Annotated in this window: 16 protein-coding genes and 3 tRNA genes; 7 read left to right on the top strand and 12 right to left on the bottom strand. The window is 55.7% G+C overall.

Annotated features, from left to right (window positions below; genetic code table 11):
- Positions 1–87: 87 nt before the first annotated feature.
- Positions 88–1,155, bottom strand: coding sequence for a PA0069 family radical SAM protein (locus GS630_RS06160; protein WP_171237641.1), 1,068 nt, complete (start codon positions 1,153–1,155; stop codon positions 88–90).
- Positions 1,156–1,430: 275 nt separating this feature from the next.
- On the opposite strand from GS630_RS06160, the gene GS630_RS06155 reads away from it, so the two are divergent.
- Positions 1,431–2,129, top strand: coding sequence for a B12-binding domain-containing protein (locus GS630_RS06155; protein ID WP_171090262.1), 699 nt, complete (start codon positions 1,431–1,433; stop codon positions 2,127–2,129).
- A 238-nt stretch (positions 2,130–2,367) separates the two neighbouring features.
- The gene (locus GS630_RS06150) at positions 2,368–3,027 is read left to right on the top strand and encodes a DUF1638 domain-containing protein (protein ID WP_171173801.1); all 660 of its coding nucleotides are present in this window, start codon (positions 2,368–2,370) and stop codon (positions 3,025–3,027) included.
- A 2-nt stretch (positions 3,028–3,029) separates the two neighbouring features.
- Here GS630_RS06150 and GS630_RS06145 read toward each other — a convergent pair whose 3' ends face one another.
- Complete coding sequence (locus GS630_RS06145; protein ID WP_171173799.1) at positions 3,030–3,440, bottom strand: SufE family protein; 411 nt, start codon at positions 3,438–3,440, stop codon at positions 3,030–3,032.
- A 139-nt stretch (positions 3,441–3,579) separates the two neighbouring features.
- Between GS630_RS06145 and GS630_RS06140 the strand changes: the two genes are divergently transcribed.
- Entirely contained in the window at positions 3,580–4,110 is a 531-nt protein-coding gene (locus tag GS630_RS06140) for a hypothetical protein (RefSeq protein WP_171173797.1), read from the top strand.
- Positions 4,111–4,116: 6 nt separating this feature from the next.
- On the opposite strand, the gene rnd is transcribed toward GS630_RS06140, so the two are convergent.
- From rnd to purM, 3 genes are all read right to left on the bottom strand, one after another.
- On the bottom strand, positions 4,117–5,274 hold the full coding sequence (gene rnd / locus GS630_RS06135; protein ID WP_171173796.1) for a ribonuclease D: 1,158 nt from the start codon (positions 5,272–5,274) through the stop codon (positions 4,117–4,119).
- A 114-nt stretch (positions 5,275–5,388) separates the two neighbouring features.
- Entirely contained in the window at positions 5,389–5,985 is a 597-nt protein-coding gene (purN, locus tag GS630_RS06130; protein WP_171173794.1) for a phosphoribosylglycinamide formyltransferase, read from the bottom strand.
- Positions 5,982–7,028 carry a phosphoribosylformylglycinamidine cyclo-ligase gene (gene purM / locus GS630_RS06125; RefSeq protein WP_171176150.1) on the bottom strand — a complete coding sequence of 349 codons (1,047 nt, stop codon included), beginning with the start codon at positions 7,026–7,028 and terminating at the stop codon, positions 5,982–5,984. The genes purN and purM overlap by 4 nt, the downstream gene beginning before the upstream one ends.
- 107 nt (positions 7,029–7,135) lie before the next feature.
- Between purM and GS630_RS06120 the strand changes: the two genes are divergently transcribed.
- Positions 7,136–7,212 (top strand) — tRNA-Ile (locus tag GS630_RS06120).
- Between the two features lie 351 nt (positions 7,213–7,563).
- On the opposite strand, the gene GS630_RS06115 is transcribed toward GS630_RS06120, so the two are convergent.
- The 4 genes from GS630_RS06115 to GS630_RS06100 all read right to left on the bottom strand — a co-directional run bounded on the left by GS630_RS06115 (position 7,564) and on the right by GS630_RS06100 (position 11,405).
- Positions 7,564–8,351 (bottom strand): IS5 family transposase gene (locus GS630_RS06115; protein ID WP_171618947.1). Its coding sequence is split into 2 segments (ribosomal slippage): positions 7,564–8,012 and positions 8,012–8,351, totalling 789 coding nucleotides; the frame shifts between segments, so codons are not numbered across the junction.
- A 160-nt stretch (positions 8,352–8,511) separates the two neighbouring features.
- Complete coding sequence (locus GS630_RS06110) at positions 8,512–9,153, bottom strand: imm11 family protein (protein ID WP_171173790.1); 642 nt, start codon at positions 9,151–9,153, stop codon at positions 8,512–8,514.
- Between the two features lie 297 nt (positions 9,154–9,450).
- On the bottom strand, positions 9,451–9,987 hold the full coding sequence (locus GS630_RS06105) for a hypothetical protein (RefSeq protein ID WP_171618945.1): 537 nt from the start codon (positions 9,985–9,987) through the stop codon (positions 9,451–9,453).
- Between the two features lie 98 nt (positions 9,988–10,085).
- Positions 10,086–11,405 carry an ATP-binding protein gene (locus GS630_RS06100; RefSeq protein ID WP_171237650.1) on the bottom strand — a complete coding sequence of 440 codons (1,320 nt, stop codon included), beginning with the start codon at positions 11,403–11,405 and terminating at the stop codon, positions 10,086–10,088.
- A gap of 44 nt (positions 11,406–11,449) precedes the next feature.
- Between GS630_RS06100 and GS630_RS06095 the strand changes: the two genes are divergently transcribed.
- Together GS630_RS06095 and GS630_RS06090 are read left to right on the top strand one after the other, a co-directional pair.
- A complete protein-coding gene (locus tag GS630_RS06095; protein WP_171618944.1) occupies positions 11,450–12,364 on the top strand; it encodes an MBL fold metallo-hydrolase in 915 nt (304 codons plus the stop codon).
- Positions 12,365–12,440: 76 nt separating this feature from the next.
- Positions 12,441–12,515 (top strand) — tRNA-Asn (locus tag GS630_RS06090).
- Positions 12,516–12,645: 130 nt separating this feature from the next.
- Here GS630_RS06090 and GS630_RS06085 read toward each other — a convergent pair.
- Positions 12,646–13,239 (bottom strand): hypothetical protein, encoded by a 594-nt coding sequence (locus GS630_RS06085; RefSeq protein WP_371809068.1) that lies wholly within the window; start codon positions 13,237–13,239, stop codon positions 12,646–12,648.
- Between the two features lie 371 nt (positions 13,240–13,610).
- Here GS630_RS06085 and GS630_RS06080 point away from each other — a divergent pair.
- Positions 13,611–13,685, top strand: a tRNA-Asn gene (locus tag GS630_RS06080).
- A gap of 19 nt (positions 13,686–13,704) precedes the next feature.
- Here GS630_RS06080 and GS630_RS06075 read toward each other — a convergent pair.
- Both GS630_RS06075 and pgi read right to left on the bottom strand, forming a co-directional pair.
- Positions 13,705–15,324, bottom strand: a complete 1,620-nt coding sequence (locus GS630_RS06075; protein WP_171618905.1) for a long-chain-fatty-acid--CoA ligase — start codon at positions 15,322–15,324, stop codon at positions 13,705–13,707.
- A 185-nt stretch (positions 15,325–15,509) separates the two neighbouring features.
- On the bottom strand, positions 15,510–17,114 hold the full coding sequence (gene pgi, locus GS630_RS06070) for a glucose-6-phosphate isomerase (RefSeq protein ID WP_171618903.1): 1,605 nt from the start codon (positions 17,112–17,114) through the stop codon (positions 15,510–15,512).
- Between the last annotated feature and the right edge of the window lie 2 nt (positions 17,115–17,116).

The raw sequence follows: 17,116 nt of genomic DNA, 5'->3' as shown, positions 1-17,116 counted from the left end.
TTTTTTGCAATCGGGCATTTCGAAATCAGTATAAGAAATTGCTTTTGCGATATTATTCAGCGGTCAGCCCAGGGATGTATTTAGGCTTTAGAACAAGCTCATTTGATCCCCGGGTTGCGGCGGAATTTCAAAAAGATCGCAACGTAGAGGGGCAGATTTCACAGAAAGCCCTAACCGCTTGCAAGCTTTGGAAAACCTTTGGGCAATAATTCCGGCGTACTCACCCTCACCCCGCATTCTGTGGCCCCAGCGCGGGTCATAGTCCCGCCCACCGTGCATGTCGCGCAGCTTGGACATCACTTTTTCCGCCCGTGCCGGTTGGTGTTCGGCCAGCCAATCCTGCCACAACTGCGACACCTCACGCGGCAATCGCAGCATGATCCAACTGGCGGCATCTGCTCCTGCCTCCTGTCCCGCCTCAAGCAGGTTCTCTAGTTCATGATCCGTCAGGCCGGGCACAATCGGAGATGTCATCATACGCACCGGAACCCCGGCCTCGGTCAGTGTGCGGATCATGCGCAGACGCCGCTGCGGTGACGGTGCACGAGGTTCCATCCGACGCGACAAAGCGGGATCCAAAGTGGTCAGCGAGATCCCTACGCGCACCAATCCACGGCTGGCCATTTCAGTCAGAATGTCCAGATCCCGCTCGATCAAAGCGCCCTTGGTGACAATTGCAACCGGATGGTTGAACTCGTGCAACACCTTAAGGCAGGACCTTGTAATCAGGCGATCTTTCTCGATCGGCTGATACGGGTCCGTGTTTGTACCTATAGCCAGCGGAGCGACCTTATAAGACTTGGACGACAATTCATTTCGCAGAACACAGCTCATGTTGGGACGCGCTGTCAGGCGGGTTTCGAAATCCAGCCCTGCGGACAATCCCAGATAGGCATGACTGGGCCGGGCAAAACAATAGACACAGCCATGTTCACAACCGCGATATGGATTGATGGATCGATCAAACGGCAAATCCGGAGACCGATTGTACGTAATCGCACTGCGCGCCACCTCGTCCCTTGTTTCGGTGCGCAAAGGCGGTGGGGATTCGTCAATCTCCCACCCATCATCGGTGGCTACGGTTGCAAAACGCTCGAACCGACCAGTGGCGTTCGAATTAGTTCCTCTGGCCTTTATGGTTGGTACAACAGTCATTTTGGCGCTTTGTTCTATTTTTGTTCCCACCTGGAACATAAACCTGCGCCCGGGTTTGTACAAGTCTCCTCATGAAAGCGCCCCAAACAGCCGCGATCAAACCGAATGCACGATTATCATGCGGATTTTTCATTCGAGCCACGTGATTTTTTGACATATAGGTCGGTCCCGAAACGACCGACGTCGCAATCGTCACAGTCAGAATGCGACGTTTTGGCCAAAACGGAAAAAATGCCACCACGGGCCGATGGCCCGCCCAGCACAGGGAATACCCCATGTCCGACGAAGAAGACATCATCCTGTCCGAACTGAACGACGACGAACTTGTCGAGCAGATGTTCGACGATCTCTACGATGGTCTGAAAGAAGAGATCGAAGAAGGAACCAACATCCTGCTGGAGCGTGGATGGACCCCCTATGACATTCTGACCAAAGCTCTGGTCGGTGGCATGACCATTGTGGGCCATGACTTCCGCGACGGCATCCTGTTTGTACCCGAAGTTCTGCTGGCCGCCAACGCCATGAAGGGTGGCATGGCGATCCTGAAGCCGTTGCTGGCAGAAACCGGCGCGCCACGCGTTGGCAAGATGGTCATCGGCACCGTCAAAGGCGACATTCACGACATCGGCAAGAACCTCGTGTCGATGATGATGGAAGGCGCAGGGTTTGAAGTTGTTGATATCGGTATCAACAACCCAGTCGAAAACTACCTGGAAGCGCTGGAAACCGAACAGCCTGACATTCTTGGCATGTCCGCGCTGCTGACGACCACAATGCCTTACATGAAAGTGGTTATCGACACGTTGGTCGAACAAGGTGTGCGTGACGACTATATCGTTCTGGTTGGCGGTGCCCCGCTGAACGAAGAGTTTGGCAAAGCCATCGGCGCAGACGCTTACTGCCGTGACGCGGCTGTTGCAGTGGAAACTGCAAAAGACTTTGTAGGCCGCAAGCACAACCAACTGGCTGGCTAATCCGCCTTACATTTTCACAAAAGGGCCGCCCGATTGGGGCGGCCCTTTTTCATTTAGAAGCTCGGGCTTATATCTTTGGAACAAGCGCGACCGCTAAGTTGCGCAGGTCTCTGACCACAACCTATTTTGGCGGGACCAAACCGAAGACGTCGGCAGTTTACGATCAGAGGTCGGAACAAGGCTTGCCGGCAGGTCAAATTCATCCTCTTCTGTGAGCAACCCCAGAGGACGCCACACAATGTCAAACGACGCTCTGCCTGATGATGCCAGCCTAACGACCAAAGGCTACACCGACACCGAATCTGGCCGTATCCTGCTGATCGCATGTGGGGCGTTGGCCAAAGAGATTCTGGATATCAAATCGCGTAACGGCTGGGATCACATGGCGCTGACATGCCTGCCTGCGATTCTTCATGTCCACCCGGAACGGATCACGCAAGCTGTGGAAGACGCTGTGGCCAAGCACCGGGACCAATTCGACAAAATCTATGTGGTCTACGCAGATTGCGGGACCGGCGGCCTGCTTCAACAAGCCTGTGAAAAGCTGGGGGTCGAGATGGTCAAGGGCCCGCATTGTTACTCGTTCTTCGAAGGCAACCAAGCCTTTGAGGCGCGCGGCGAGGATGAGACCACGGCCTTTTACCTGACCGACTTTTTGGCCCGGCAATTTGACGCCTTTGTCTGGAAACCCTTGGGTCTGGATCGACACCCAGAGCTGCGGGATATGTATTTCGGCAACTACACCAAACTGATCTATCAAGCGCAGATCGACGATCCGGACCTCACGGAACGTGCGCGAGAATGCGCGGACAGGATGGGTTTGGAGTTCGAGCGGCGCTTTACCGGCTATGGCGATTTGGAAACCACGCTGTCAGATTGGGCAAACCGTCCGACCTGACCTTACGCGTTTTCCTGGGCCACCTGCCGTATGCGTTCGATCATGGCACGAAGGCCGTTGGACCGTTGTGCAGACAGATGATCATTCAGCCCCAAACGCGCCAGTTCTGCTCCAGCATCAACCTTGGGCACTTCGGCTACGGGCAGACCATTATACAAGGAGCGCAGGACAGCAATGAGCCCTCGCACGATCAGCGCGTCGCTGTCGCCATCGAATTTGAAAACACCGGACTCGATCATCGGATGCAGCCAGACTTGGCTGGCACACCCGTTCACTTTTGTTGCTGGAACTTTGAACGCGTCATCCAATGGGTCCATCGCCTTGCCCTGTTCGATGACATGGCGATACCGGTCTTCCCAGTCCTCCAGAAACTCGAAATCCTCGACAATGTCTTCAAAGGCGGGCGTGGCCATGGTGCGGCGATCCTTTTGGTTTCGGTACCAACTGTGACCTATGCCGACGACCACCTGCTGTCCAGCCCCGCGGTGGCTTTTCAACGCGAGGAATTTGCGCTAACCCATTGCCTGTATTCGTGTGAAAAGCTGTGGGTCCATGCAAAAATCTCTGTCCGTTCTTATCATCGCCACGCTGACCTTGACTGCATGCAGCGGCTGGCGTGATTCTCGGGTGAACCCGTCGAATTGGTTTGGCTCAAGCAGATCGGTAGAAGCTGAAACGCCGCCGGACCCTAACGCAGCTGACGCTTTGGTTCCTCAGCAAAGACAAGGCACGGGCCTGTTTTCGCGCCCGAATATCGCGGACACCAGCATTCCAATCGGTCAGATTGACGAGCTGCGCATCGATCCCACCCCAACCGGTGCCATCATTTATGCGTCGGGAACGGCTGTCCGTCAGGGCGCATACAATGCCCGCCTGGTTCGTGTGAACTCGGAAGAGAACGAGAAAAACGGCACAATGGAATTTGAGTTCCTCGTGAACTATCCCAGCGCGCAAACACCTCAAGGATCCGAACGTACCCGCATGGTGTCGGACGCTGTGAATGTCAGTCGTCAGGATCTTGAAGGCATTCGACTGGTGCGTGTGGTTGGACAGCAGAACGCGTTAGAGTCGCGACGGCGCTAAAACCTTCTAAAGCGACACAACCTTGACCGCCTGCCCTTTAGCAGCCAAAGCGATCTTGCCTTCGCATAGCTTCAGCGCGTCTTCGCCGAATACTTCGAACCGCCAGCCAGACATCGCGGGCAAGTCGCGCTCGCCAGCGGCGATCTGATCCAGTTCAGAGCTGGTGGCGATCAGTTTAGCGGCTACGCCGGAGCTCTCTGTCTTGGATTTCAGAAGAACCCGCAGCAAGTCGGCCAATGCCGGGTTGACCTTCAGCTTATCGCGCGACGTATCGACCTTTGGCAGCTTATCCGCCGGGCAATTCACCCCGCGTTTTACAGCCGCCAAAATACCTTCGGCAATCGCGCCCTTTCTTGCCTCGCGCAGCAACAGCCGCGATCCGCCCAGATCCGAGGGCGTTTTGGGTTTGGTTGACGCCAATTCGATCAGTGCATCATCCTTGAAAACCCGATTCCGAGGAACGTTGTTTTCCTGCGCATAAGCTTCGCGGAACTGGGCCAATTCCCGCACCACGGCCAGGAACTTGGCCGAGTTTGTCCGCGTCTTTACCCGTTTCCAAGCCTCTTCCGGGCGGATGTCATAGGTGGTGGGTTGCGTCAACGTCCGCAGTTCTTCCCCTACCCAATGGCTGCGCTTTGTCTTTTCAAGTTCAGCCGCCAGGTGTTCATAAATCTTGCGAAGATGGGTGACATCAGCCAACGCATAAGATTTCTGCGCGTCTGTCAGCGGACGCCTAGACCAGTCCGTAAACCGAGAGGTCTTGTCGACGCCCTGTTTGCAGATTTTGCGCACCAATGTCTCATACCCGACTTGTTCACCAAAGCCGCAAACCATCGCTGCGACTTGTGTGTCGAACAAAGGATTGGGGAACACACCTGCCTCAACCCAGAAAATCTCAAGATCCTGTCGAGCGGCGTGGAAAACCTTGACGACATCTTCGTTGCGGAACAGCTTGTACAGCGGTTCCAGCGATAGCTCATCAGCCAAGGGATCCACCAGAACCGCGCTATCTTCGTCTTCGGAAGGGACCGCCAATTGCACGAGGCAGAGTTTGGAATAATACGTCCGCTCGCGCAGGAATTCAGTGTCGACAGTGATATAAGGATAGCTTGCGGCGGCCTTACAGAAGTCGGCCAGCTCTTGCGTCGTCGTCAGGGTTTTCATGCGCCGTACTAGTATCGCTCTTGGTTTTGTGACTGCCCGTTATTTTCTTCGTCCCGAGCGTTACCGACGACCATAGGCCGAATATCGGGCGGGTGTAAATCACCCAGAGCGGGTTCAGGGCAACAGGACGGGCGACCTGTTGCCTTCTGCGTAACGGCGCAACACTTCGGGGTAGAGCACATGCTCCTGAACCAGGACTCGCGCAGCCAGCGTATCCGGCGTGTCACCCTGCTCAACAGGCACACGAGCCTGGCCTAAAATCGGGCCATCATCCAGCGCTGCGGTGACTTCATGAACCGAGCAACCATGCTCGGCGTCCCCGGCCTCAATTGCACGAGCGTGCGTATGTAAGCCTTTGTACTTCGGCAACAAAGAAGGGTGGATGTTCAGCATCCGCCCCTGAAACCTGGACACAAAATCCCCCGTCAGCACGCGCATGAAACCCGCCAGACACACAATGTCCGGCTGTGCCTCTTGCAAGGGCTTCAAAAGCTCGGCCTCAAACGCGGCGCGGTCCCCTTTGAACGGGCGGTGATCGACCACTGCGGTCGGAATGCCACGGTCTGCAGCTTTTTTCAGCCCGCCCGCCTGCGCATCATTAGACAGCACCAAACAAGGCCGCGCCGGATGGTCACCGATCATGCTATCGACCAGCGACACCATGTTCGACCCGCCCCCGGAAATCAGGATCGCGACGCGCTTGTGGCTCACAGCAGTTTGCCCGAATAGGCAACGCCGGGCGTCTCAGTCACGGTGCCGATCCGTGCAACGGTCTCACCGGCGTCTTTTAGCAAGATCGACAGCTCATCCGCTTTGTCTGCTTCGCACACGACAATCAGGCCAACACCGCAATTGAAGGTCTTGAGCATTTCGGCTTCGACAATACCGCCAGTTTCCGCCATCCAGCTGAAGACGGGCGGCAATTGCCAGCTGTCCAGATCGATCTCGGCCCCCAACCCCTCGGGCAACACACGCGGCAGGTTTTCGGTCAGACCACCGCCTGTAATGTGCGCCAGCGCGTGAACACCACCGGCGCGGACAGCAGCCAACGCCGGTTTGACATAGAGGCGTGTGGGCGTGAGCAAAGCCTCACCCAAGGTGCCAGCGCTGAAGGGCGACGGCGCGTCCCAGCCCAGCCCAGACAGCTCAACCAGTTTACGCACCAGCGAATAACCGTTGGAATGCACCCCGTTCGAGGCCAGGCCCAGCAGCACATCACCCGACTGAACACCAGCGGGCAAATCCGCACCACGTTCCATCGCACCAACCGAGAACCCGGCCAGATCAAAGTCACCATCGGGATACATGCCCGGCATCTCAGCCGTCTCGCCCCCGATCAACGCACAGCCGGATTGCGCGCAACCCTCGGCAATGCCTTCGATGATCCGCGCTGCCGTGTCGGTATCCAGCTTTCCGGTGGCGAAATAGTCCAGGAAGAACAGCGGTTCGGCCCCCTGACAGATCAGGTCGTTGACGCACATGGCCACCAAATCAATGCCAACCCCATCCACAACGCCAGTATCAATTGCAATCCGCAGCTTGGTGCCCACGCCATCGGTTGCCCCAACCAGAATGGGATCCTGATACCCCGCTGCTTTCAGATCGAACAATGCGCCAAAGCCACCCAGCCCGCTCATCACGCCGGGGCGGTTGGTCCGTTTGGCGGCGGGCTTGATCCGATCGACCAGAGCATTGCCCGCGTCAATATCCACGCCTGCATCGGCATAGGTGATTCCGTTCTTACCCGCTGTCATGGTCGGTCCCTCATGAATGCTTTGCGGGCGGGTTAGTCGATTGTGCATCATGTTGCAACGGTCAGGCTTGACGCGGGCGTTCACCGTGATAGGCAAGACGCCGTGGCGGGCCTGTAGCTCAATTGGTTAGAGCAGAGCGCTCATAACGCTTTGGTTGCGGGTTCAAGTCCTGCCGGGCCTACCAAGATCACCGCTATGTTATTGTTTTATATAAATAATACACCGGCGGGGTACGATATGCGGCTCAAAATGAAGCAGCCACATATATAATGTACTACCCAACGAACTCAGTAGTTTTTATCGAATCCACCTCAAACCACCCTGGCCGTTTTTCCAGTGCCGGAATGTCATTTCTCTCCAGCCACTCTTTGATAGCCGCCCTATGGTTTTGGGGTTTCGCCACGCATCGGCGAGAACGCAGATCCACGAGCTGAGCTTTGTAATCTTGAATACCACTGGATTCTTCGATTCAACCCGTGGGCTTTTGCCCAAACATGCGCTGCCGCTTCCCAATCTGGAAGCGACCGTGACTAGGTCATGTTGACAAATGGCGGAGCCATATGCGGATTGACGTGATATCGACGAAGCCGAGGAAGCTTTCAGCAGTTTTGTCGTAACGTGTCGCGACACGGCGGGCATTCTTCAGCTTGTTGAAGCATCTCTCAACCAGGTTCCGTAGTCGATACAGTGGGCGATCAACACCGACGCGCTTCTTTCGCGACTTCCGCATTGGGATCACAGGTTGGATATATCGGCTGCGCATTTGGTCGCGAGTGCTGTCGGCATCGTACCCCTTGTCCGCCAGCAGTACTAAAGGTTCCGGCAGATTGTCGTCCATGATGAGATCGAAGCCAAGATAATCGGACGTCTGGCCAGGTGTGATGTCAGTTCTCATCGGCAGACCGGCCGCATTCACCCGGAGATGGATCTTGGTCGTAAAGCCACCCTTTGAGCGACCAAAACCCTGTCGCGGAGTCCCCCTTTAGCGCCCGCTGCCTGATGATGGGCGCGAACCACGGTACTGTCGACCATTTGTAGGGCATCTGGAACGATCCTGCTCTCGATCAGCGCCTCCAGGATCTGTTCCCAGAGGCCGGCAAGTGTCCAACGCCGGAACTGTTGATAGACACTCGACCATTTCCCGAACTCTTCAGGAAGGTCCCGCCACGGCGCGCCGGTACGTGCTATCCAGAAAACGCCGTCAAGAACAAGGCGGTGGTTGGTAGGTTTTCGCCCATTCGGGGCGCGAACGGAAAGAATGAACTGTTCAAAGAACGCCCACTCCTCGTCCGAGATCAAATCTCGTGCCAAGCTGGTCTCCATCGCAGATGTTAGCTTGAATCATGCCCAAAGCCCGATGTGAATCCCTTTTGTCAACACGACCTAAACACTTTGCGGGGAATAATATGATGGACATTAAAAGTGTATTCACCCATGGATAAATGCTTTCTGGTTCAAATATTCTAGAGAATTAAGTCAGATATCAGAGCGTGCCGACACGGCAGCGAACAAGACCCCAGCCCTTGTCGACGCCCGCAGCTTTCAAACCGGCAACGAGATGGTCAGACAAAAACAAGAGCTTGGGTACCAGCGGATCAACCCAAATATCAGGACCATCCATTGCCTCCGGCACAACGACGAGTTCAGATTCGCGACTGCTTCTGGGCAGATACCGGATTCCGTTTCCGATGTTATCGAGAGGCGAACGAATATCACCTTCTGGCCCTAGAGCATCGTAGTTGCCCATGGAGCGTTTGTTGCCCACGTTCAGAAAATAATATGGCTCGGATGTGGTCAGATGGGACTCGGTCGAATCCATCAGCTTCAATGGGTGAAAAACAGTATTGCCCAGATCAAACTGCTCCAATACCGCCTTTGTGAATTCAGACACCAAGGGATAGCCACCGCCACTAATGAACGGTGCGGTGTAATATTCAGCTTTGGAGTTAAAGTACCAAACCTCGCCAACCTGTTCTTTTGTCAGGATATCCCCCCGCTTCCAACCAAGAGCGGACTCCTGAACCATCCTTTTTGACCATTCAACATGGTCCGCCGAGCGCTTTTCCCTCCAGCTTAACCCAAACTCCTTGCGAAGGATGGACTGGATCACACCGCTGCGATTCATTGTCGTCGCAATCCACACACAGGGCTCGCCATCTGTTTGTCTGGTTTAATTTGACATCGTTACCTCACTTCCTGTTGCGTGGTTTTAATTCTCGGACAGCATTATTCTTAAAGAGAATTTCTGAACCGTTGCATCCACGCTGTCACACTCAAACTGCCTATCAAAGCGGCGATCAAGTAGCGACTTCCATACCGTCACGGTTGTGGGGTGTTGGTATGGGTATTAGGTGACACATCCTAAGCCCAGCCCCACAATTCGGAGCAACCTGCGGCCTGTCTGCGAGTTAAACCTCGGGCGCTAGTATTTAAGAAACTCTTCTACACTATCAGCCAGCCACCAAGGACTCTGCGTTTCATAGAACGCGTGTGTCCCGGCTGAATTTGGCAGGTTTCGGATCGTGACCAGATAGTCTGCAAAGTCGATCGGAACGGACCAATGTGATGCGTCATACAGCATGGCCAAGTATTCGTCCGCAGTTGGTTCGAAATAGTCCTGATCCGGATCTGGCGGGCCATAAACTTTCGCAAACTCGGCCTGGAAGTAATCTAGAACATATGAGCAATAGATCACCTGATTTGCTCTGACCTGAACTGGAATTGGTGCGAATTCGTCTGCGTCTTCTTTGACAAAATGCTTTAACTCAAACGCCATACCCTGGATCACTTCTTCCTGCATCCAATTGCTGCAGGTGTCGCCAAGCGCAATGAAGCTGGCCATACGTTCGAATTTTCGGTCTTCGGCTTCCCGCGCGAATTGCGTAATCGGAACAAGAGCAAACAATGAAGTGACGGTAACGACTATTTTCTCGATATTGCTGAGAGCTGCTTTAATCATTTTCTCTGAACCCCACGTCGTTAGAAAACTGGGGTCAGAATTACATGCTTATACAAAAGCACAAAATTGCATGCATTTTTTAGCAACAAGGCGTGTTGCTATCGACCTATGATAATATCCGCGCAAAGACCGCCCAAACGCTCGCTTTTTGCCAGGCGCAATGTACCGCCATGCGCACGGGCAATGTCCGCCACAATCGCCAAACCAAGACCTACTCCGCTGCCCTTGTTCTGATTCCGTGCCGGATCAAGCCGCGTGAAAGGCTTGACCGCTTCGGTGCGTTCCTCGACTGGAATACCCGGGCCATCATCTTCGACACGGATACGCATGGACTTGGGATTCAGTGTCAAGCTGACGTCAGCCCGTGATCCATAGCGCACCGCATTTCCGATCAAATTTTCAACGGCCCTGCGAATGGCCATAGGGCGCAGCAGCACTGCCCCCTGCCCCTCAACCCCAATCAGCTCGGCCTGATGCCCGGCGCGTTTGGCATCCTCCACGATCTGGCGAATGAAAACATCTGGCTGCACCTCTTCTGGGGAGCCTTCCGCAGCTCCGCGCGTGAAATCCAGAAACGCGTCAAGCAGGGACTGCATTTCCGTCACATCCTGCTGCAAAGGCGCGGCCTCGTCTTCGGGCAGCATAGACAGTCCAAGTTTTAATCGCGTCAGCGGTGTGCGCAGATCATGGCTGACACCCGACAGCATTAGCGTCCGCTGTTCGATTTGACGTTCGATCCGGGCGCGCATGTCCAGGAACGCATTTCCTGCCGCACGAACCTCGATGGCGCCGCCGGGTGTATAGGGCACGACCCTTCCACGCCCAAAGGCCTGCGCCGCATCGGCCAGACGTGTGATCGGCCGCAATTGATTGCGCATATATAGAAAGGAAATCGAAGTCATGATCACGGCGAAAAATACCATTGTCACGATCAACTGATGCGGCGCGACTGGGGACAACCTGCGCCGATCAAAGGTCAGCTGCAATACCCCAAGATGTGTCTGCAAATACACCCGCGCTTCGCGACTTGTCGGCAAGGCGACAGCCACTAGATCGGGCAGGTTTGACTGAAGGTCGGACTGGACCTGTGGCGCGATGAAATCATACCAGCGCCGCGCCCCAATCATCGGTTCTTCGTTCACGTCAAGAAAACGCGCCTGCATTTCAAGGGCCCGCAAATCGGGGCGCACAACGGCCAGAGCGTCCTGCTGCGTTTCGGCATCGGCGATCATCGTCGTGATCAAAGTCACTTCGCGTGACGCCGCGCGGGTCATCTGCCCGGTAACGTCTTCCAGATGCTTTTGGATAAAGGCAATACCCACCACTAGCAGCAGCACGATCACCGGAAGAACCAGAATTAGGGCTGCCCGGGCGTAGAGGCTGCGAGGCAGATAGGGTTTGAGCCATTGCGAAGACATGGGCTAAACCTAGCGGGCCGTCCGGATAAGAGAAAGAGCACAGAATGCAGGCACCTGACGATTTCAACCCACCCGCAGGTGTTGCGGTCGATCTGCAACCCGGGTTGCGACGTATTCTGGCCCCGAATCCCTCAGCCATGACTTATCGAGGCACCAACACCTACTTGCTGGGAGACCGAGACATCGCGGTGATCGACCCTGGCCCCAAAGACGAGGCCCATCTGAACGCTATTCTGGATGCTCTGACTCCTGGGCAGAGAATCAGCCACATCATCGTGACGCACACGCATCTGGATCATTCACCGCTTGCCGCCCCACTGGCGAAGCGGACAGGCGCAGCCATCTATGCCTTCGGCGGACCAGAGGCCGGGCGAAGCGATGTCATGACCCGTTTGGTCGCGCAAGGTATGACAGGGGGCGGCGAAGGGATCGACACCGCGTTTCGTCCTGATGTTGAGGTTGCAGACGGCGAAGTCATTGAAGGAAATGACTGGCAGTTGGAGGTCATCCACACCCCGGGTCACTTGGGAAATCACATTGCGCTCGGCTGGCAGGACACCTGTTTCACAGCTGACCACGTGATGGGCTGGGCCAGTTCTTTGGTCTCACCCCCGGACGGAGATTTAACGGACTTCATGGCGGCCTGCGACCACCTGCGCGCCCGCGCCTGGTCTGTTTTTTATGCAGGGCACGGCGCGCCAATCACAGACCCTGCCGGACGTCTGGATTGGTTGATCCAACACAGACAATCCCGCGAGGCACAGATTCTGACGGCTCTGGAACAGGCAGATGGCACGGCCCGGCAGTTGGCCGAGCGTATCTATACCGAAACACCCGCCGCCCTGCTGCCCGCCGCGGAACGCAACGTCTTTGCGCACCTTGTTGATCTGAATGGGAAAAACAGGGTCCTTTCGCGCGGAAAAATGTCTGCCTCGGCGGTTTTTCATCGCGTCGCATAACAGGTCAAAATTTTTTCATGCTTCGCGCGCTTCCCCTCTGGACGCCGGGAATCCGGGTTGCTATACGCGCCTCAGTTCCGGCGTAGCTCAGCGGTAGAGCAGTTGACTGTTAATCAATTGGTCGTAGGTTCGATCCCTACCGCCGGAGCCAATAATCCTGACAATCCAAGAAGTTGACAAATAGATCGGTCGAGAGCCCGTACTTTCGTCCACTGCTATATCAGTTTCCGTTTTCCGGCGCTCTTTGGATTATCAAATCAATTTCCACTTCAGTCGTCGCTTCAGGGTACCGTTAGCAGGCGAATAACCCGAATAAGGCGATCCGCCGGGATTTGCATGGGCTCTACCCTAAATATAGCCATGCGGCCGACAAGTTCTGGTGCATCTAGAAATTCTTCCGCTGCTTGCATTCGCGGTCGATCTCCATAGTCGTCAAAAAGAAGGGTCACGGGCCGTGTAATATTGAATGCGGTGGCCAAAGCACAGCCGACTCGAAACCGGCCATCGACGAGCACAACATCCGGATGCTTGAACCCCTCGCTCTGCCAGATTGACAAAGGATATCTGGGATACCGTCCTGATTTGTCTTGATTTGCCGGAAACCCCCATTTCTTGGTGTCACCGATATCAACCCAGGATATATTAACTTCGGTCCCGGTGTTGGGTGGGTTTTCGCGAAACCAGCGCCTCATTTTTCGGGTCCAGCTTCGGTCACTTTCTACGCTGAACACAGTTTTGTTTTGCATTTCTGAGGCCAAAACAGTCGATCCGCCAGAGCCGTATTCTAGAATCACAGAGGCCGCTTCGTAGTTTTCGCGCAGCACATTTTGCGCGTCTTCCGGCATGGTTAGAACAGGTTTTTCAAGTTCGTTCACTTTCAATGCGTTCTCCTGTTGAATTCCACGATTCAAGCCTAAAGTCCGACAGTTTCAGCGAGTGGGATCAACCGTACTAAGGCGGATTAACACGTATTCCCGTGCAAGTTTCGCTGTAGCGACCGCAACGAGACCTTTTTCGGGAACATGCTATGCCCAGACAGAAGCCACACCAGATTTTGGCGGCATGGCGCTCTTCAAAACACAAAAACGCGCAATTTGATAGCAGCATTTGCACAGTCTCAGCGCCGCCCTGATCCCTCCTGTTTGACAAGTTTTTGGACCTCGCTTTGTTGCTGCTGAATTTTTCGAAAAAACTTGCGGCCTGCACTGGACGACCGGGAATTCGATTGCTATACGGCGCGAACCGTTCCGGCGTAGCTCAGCGGTAGAGCAGTTGACTGTTAATCAATTGGTCGTAGGTTCGATCCCTACCGCCGGAGCCATCTTCTCCCTTAACTGAAGTTAACCCGTCAGGGCGTCTTCGAAATCCGCGCGCAGGTTGCGTTTCAGGACTTTCCCGGTTGCGTTCAGCGGCAGTGCATCGACAAAGACCACCTTGTCCGGGATTTGCCACTTGGCGATCTTTCCATCGAAGAAGCTCAGCAATTCGTCTTCGCTTGGGTCTGCCCCTTCAGCCTTTACAGCAACCAGCAGCGGCCTTTCGTCCCATTTCGGGTGCGGCACGCCCACCACGGCGGCGGTTGCAAGCTTGGGATGCGCGACTGCGATATTCTCAAGCTCAACGGAGCTGATCCATTCTCCGCCGGATTTGATAATGTCTTTGGATCTGTCGCGGATGGTCATATAGCCATCCGGGTCCAGCGTGGCGACGTCGCCGGTGGCAAACCAGCCATCCTGAAGAAGTTTCTGATCTTGCAGCATAAAATAGCTGTCCAGAACCCAATGCCCCCGCACCATCAGATCGCCCTGAGTTTCGCCGTCATGCGGCAGATCATTGCCATCATCATCGACGATTTTCAGCTCGACCCCAAAGGGCGGCCTGCCCTGACTCAGGCGGATTGCGTGCTGTTCTTCAAGTGGTAGCTCAAGATGCTTGGCCAGAGGGTAGTTTGTTGTGCCCAGCGGGCTCATCTCGCTCATGCCCCAGGCATGCACAGTGTCGACCCCATAGGTTTCGCGGAAGGTTTCGATCATCGAAGGCGGACAGGCCGCGCCCCCGATCACAGTTCGATCCAGGCTTTTCAACTCGGTCCCGCACTTGGCGGCATGGGCCAGCAAACCTTGCCAAATGGTCGGCACACCCATGGCCAGGGTCACACCATAGGTGTCGATCAGGTTGACCAGCGCCTCGCCGTGCAAATCCTGTCCCGGCAAGACCATCCGCGACCCCGACATGGCACAGGCATAGGGCGATCCCCAGGCGTTGACGTGGAACATCGGCACGACGGGCATGACGACGTCCATCGCAGAATAACCGATCACATCCTTTGTGTTCGACGCAAAGCTGTGCAGCAGGGTCGACCTGTGGGAATACAGCACGCCCTTGGGATTGCCCGTCGTGCCCGAGGTATAACACAGGCTTGATGCCGTGTTTTCATCCAGATCAGGCCATGTGAAGCCAGCATCTCCTGTTTCGATCAGTTCATCATAGAACACTAAACCGGGGATCTGTGACGCTGCCTCTTCATTGCGTGGGCCCATGAGGACAAAGTGCCTGACTTCGGTAAGCGCATCGTGCAGCGCTGCAACCAACGGGATGAATGTTGCATCAAAGAACAGCACACGATCCTGAGCGTGGTTGATGATATAGGTCAGTTGCTCGGGGAACAGGCGCGGATTGACCGTGTGGCAGACATAGCCAGCGCCGGAGGTTGCATAGTAAATCTCAAGATGCCGCCGGTTGTTCCAGGCCAGAGTTCCGATCCTGTCCTGTGGCTCTAATCCCAGTTTTGTTAGCGCTGATGCCAGGCGTCGGGCGTTCATCGCAATCTCAGACCAGTTGGTCTCGGAAATCGTACCGTCTGTTTCGACCGAGATTATCCCGGTTTGGCCGTGGTAGCGTTCTGCATGATCAATAAGTGACGAAATCAGCAGGGGCTGCGTCATCATCTGTCCCAGCATGGACATCCTCCCGTCGTTGGCGGGGTCTTAGATGACCCCTGCCTTATCCATCTGACATTAACAGCTAGGGGCGTGCCCCATTGCGTCAATCCAGTCGTTTCCTAGGAAGGAACCCTGCCAAGCATTTAATTGTCTGACAATAAAAGAATGCCACCCACTAGTGCAGCAGGCTGCGTTTTGGGGCGTTAATCCCGGTGTTTCAACGCATAGGCGACCAGCGCAGCGGTGGATGCGTCCTTGCCTTGGGCGCTTTCTTCACCGTCCACAATGGGGCCAAGCGACGTGGCCAGCTCCTTGCCCAGCTCCACCCCCCATTGATCGAAAGAGTTGATACCCAACAGCACACCTTCGACAAACACCCGGTGCTCATACAGGGCAACGATCTGACCCAGTACGAATGGTGTGAGTTTCTGATAAATCAGAGTGGTGGACGGACGATTGCCGGGGAAAACCCGATGTCGCGCCTGCCGCTCCAGTTCCGCACCTGTCAGCCCGTTTGCCGCCATGCGGTCTCGGGCTTCGTCCAGTGACCGGCCGCGCATAAGGGCTTCGGACTGCGCCAGACAATTGGCCAAAAGCAAGCGGTGATGATGGGTCAGCTCGGGTTCGTGCCCTTCGGCCGCAACCATGAATTCGCATGGGATAACGTCCGTACCCTGGTGAATCAGTTGGTAGAAGGCGTGCTGACCGTTCGTGCCCGGTTCCCCCCAGACCACAGGGCCCGACGGAACAGTCAGGGAAGAACCATCCATCGCCACCGATTTGCCGTTCGATTCCATTTCCAACTGTTGGAAATAGGCTGGCAGCCGCAATAGCCGCTGATCATAGGGCAGCACGGCGCGGCTGGCATGGCCCAGAACCTGACGATGCCAGATACCGACCAGCGCCAGCATGACGGGCACGTTCTCAGCCCAATCCGCCGAGCGGAAATGCAGATCCATCGCCTGCCCACCACGCAGAAACGCGTCAAACGCGTTTGAGCCAACAGCGATCATGACCGGCAGGCCCACTGGCCCCCAGACCGAATAGCGCCCACCGACCCAATCGGCGAAACCGAACACATGCGCCTCGGGAATGCCAAACGCCTGCGTCTTGTCCAATGCGCTGGATACGGCGGCAAACTGCCGGGACGGATCGCCTCCGCCTTCGGACATCCAGGCGCGGGCCGTGCGCGCATTGGTCATTGTCTCAATGGTCGTGAAGGTTTTCGAGGCGACAATCACCAAAGTCCGTGTCGGATCCAACTGACGCAGCGTGTCAGCGATATGCGCGCCATCCACGTTCGAAACATAGTGCAGACGCGGCCCATCATGATACGGAGCCAGCGCATGTGTTGCCATGACAGGACCAAGATCCGACCCACCAATGCCGATATTGACCACATCGGTAAAGCTGCCCCCTGCCCCCGCAATCGCACCACCGCGCACTTCCTCGGCAAAAACCCGCATCCGTTGCAGCGTGTCCAGAACCTCGGGCATGACGTCCCGACCATCCACGTCGACCGGCCCACCGTCCAGATTGCGCAAGGCCGTGTGCAGCACCGCGCGCCCTTCAGTTTCGTTGATCTTTTCGCCCGCAAACATCGCATCGCGCCGCGCCGCAAGACCGGCGTCTTCGCACAGTTGGATCAGCCCCGCGCGCACGCTTTCGTCGATCTGCGTCTTGGAGTAATCAAAATGCATATCCCCGGCCGAAGCTGAAAATTCCACAGCCCTGTTCGCGTCCGCCTCAAACAGGTCCAAGATACGGCGGTCCGCGTCTGCCAATGCCTTCAAAGCGTCCAGTTGCATGT

The sequence above is a fragment of the Ruegeria sp. HKCCD7303 genome, from assembly GCF_013111185.1.
GTDB lineage: Bacteria > Pseudomonadota > Alphaproteobacteria > Rhodobacterales > Rhodobacteraceae > Ruegeria.
This window is presented reverse-complemented; position numbering and strand designations above follow the sequence as displayed.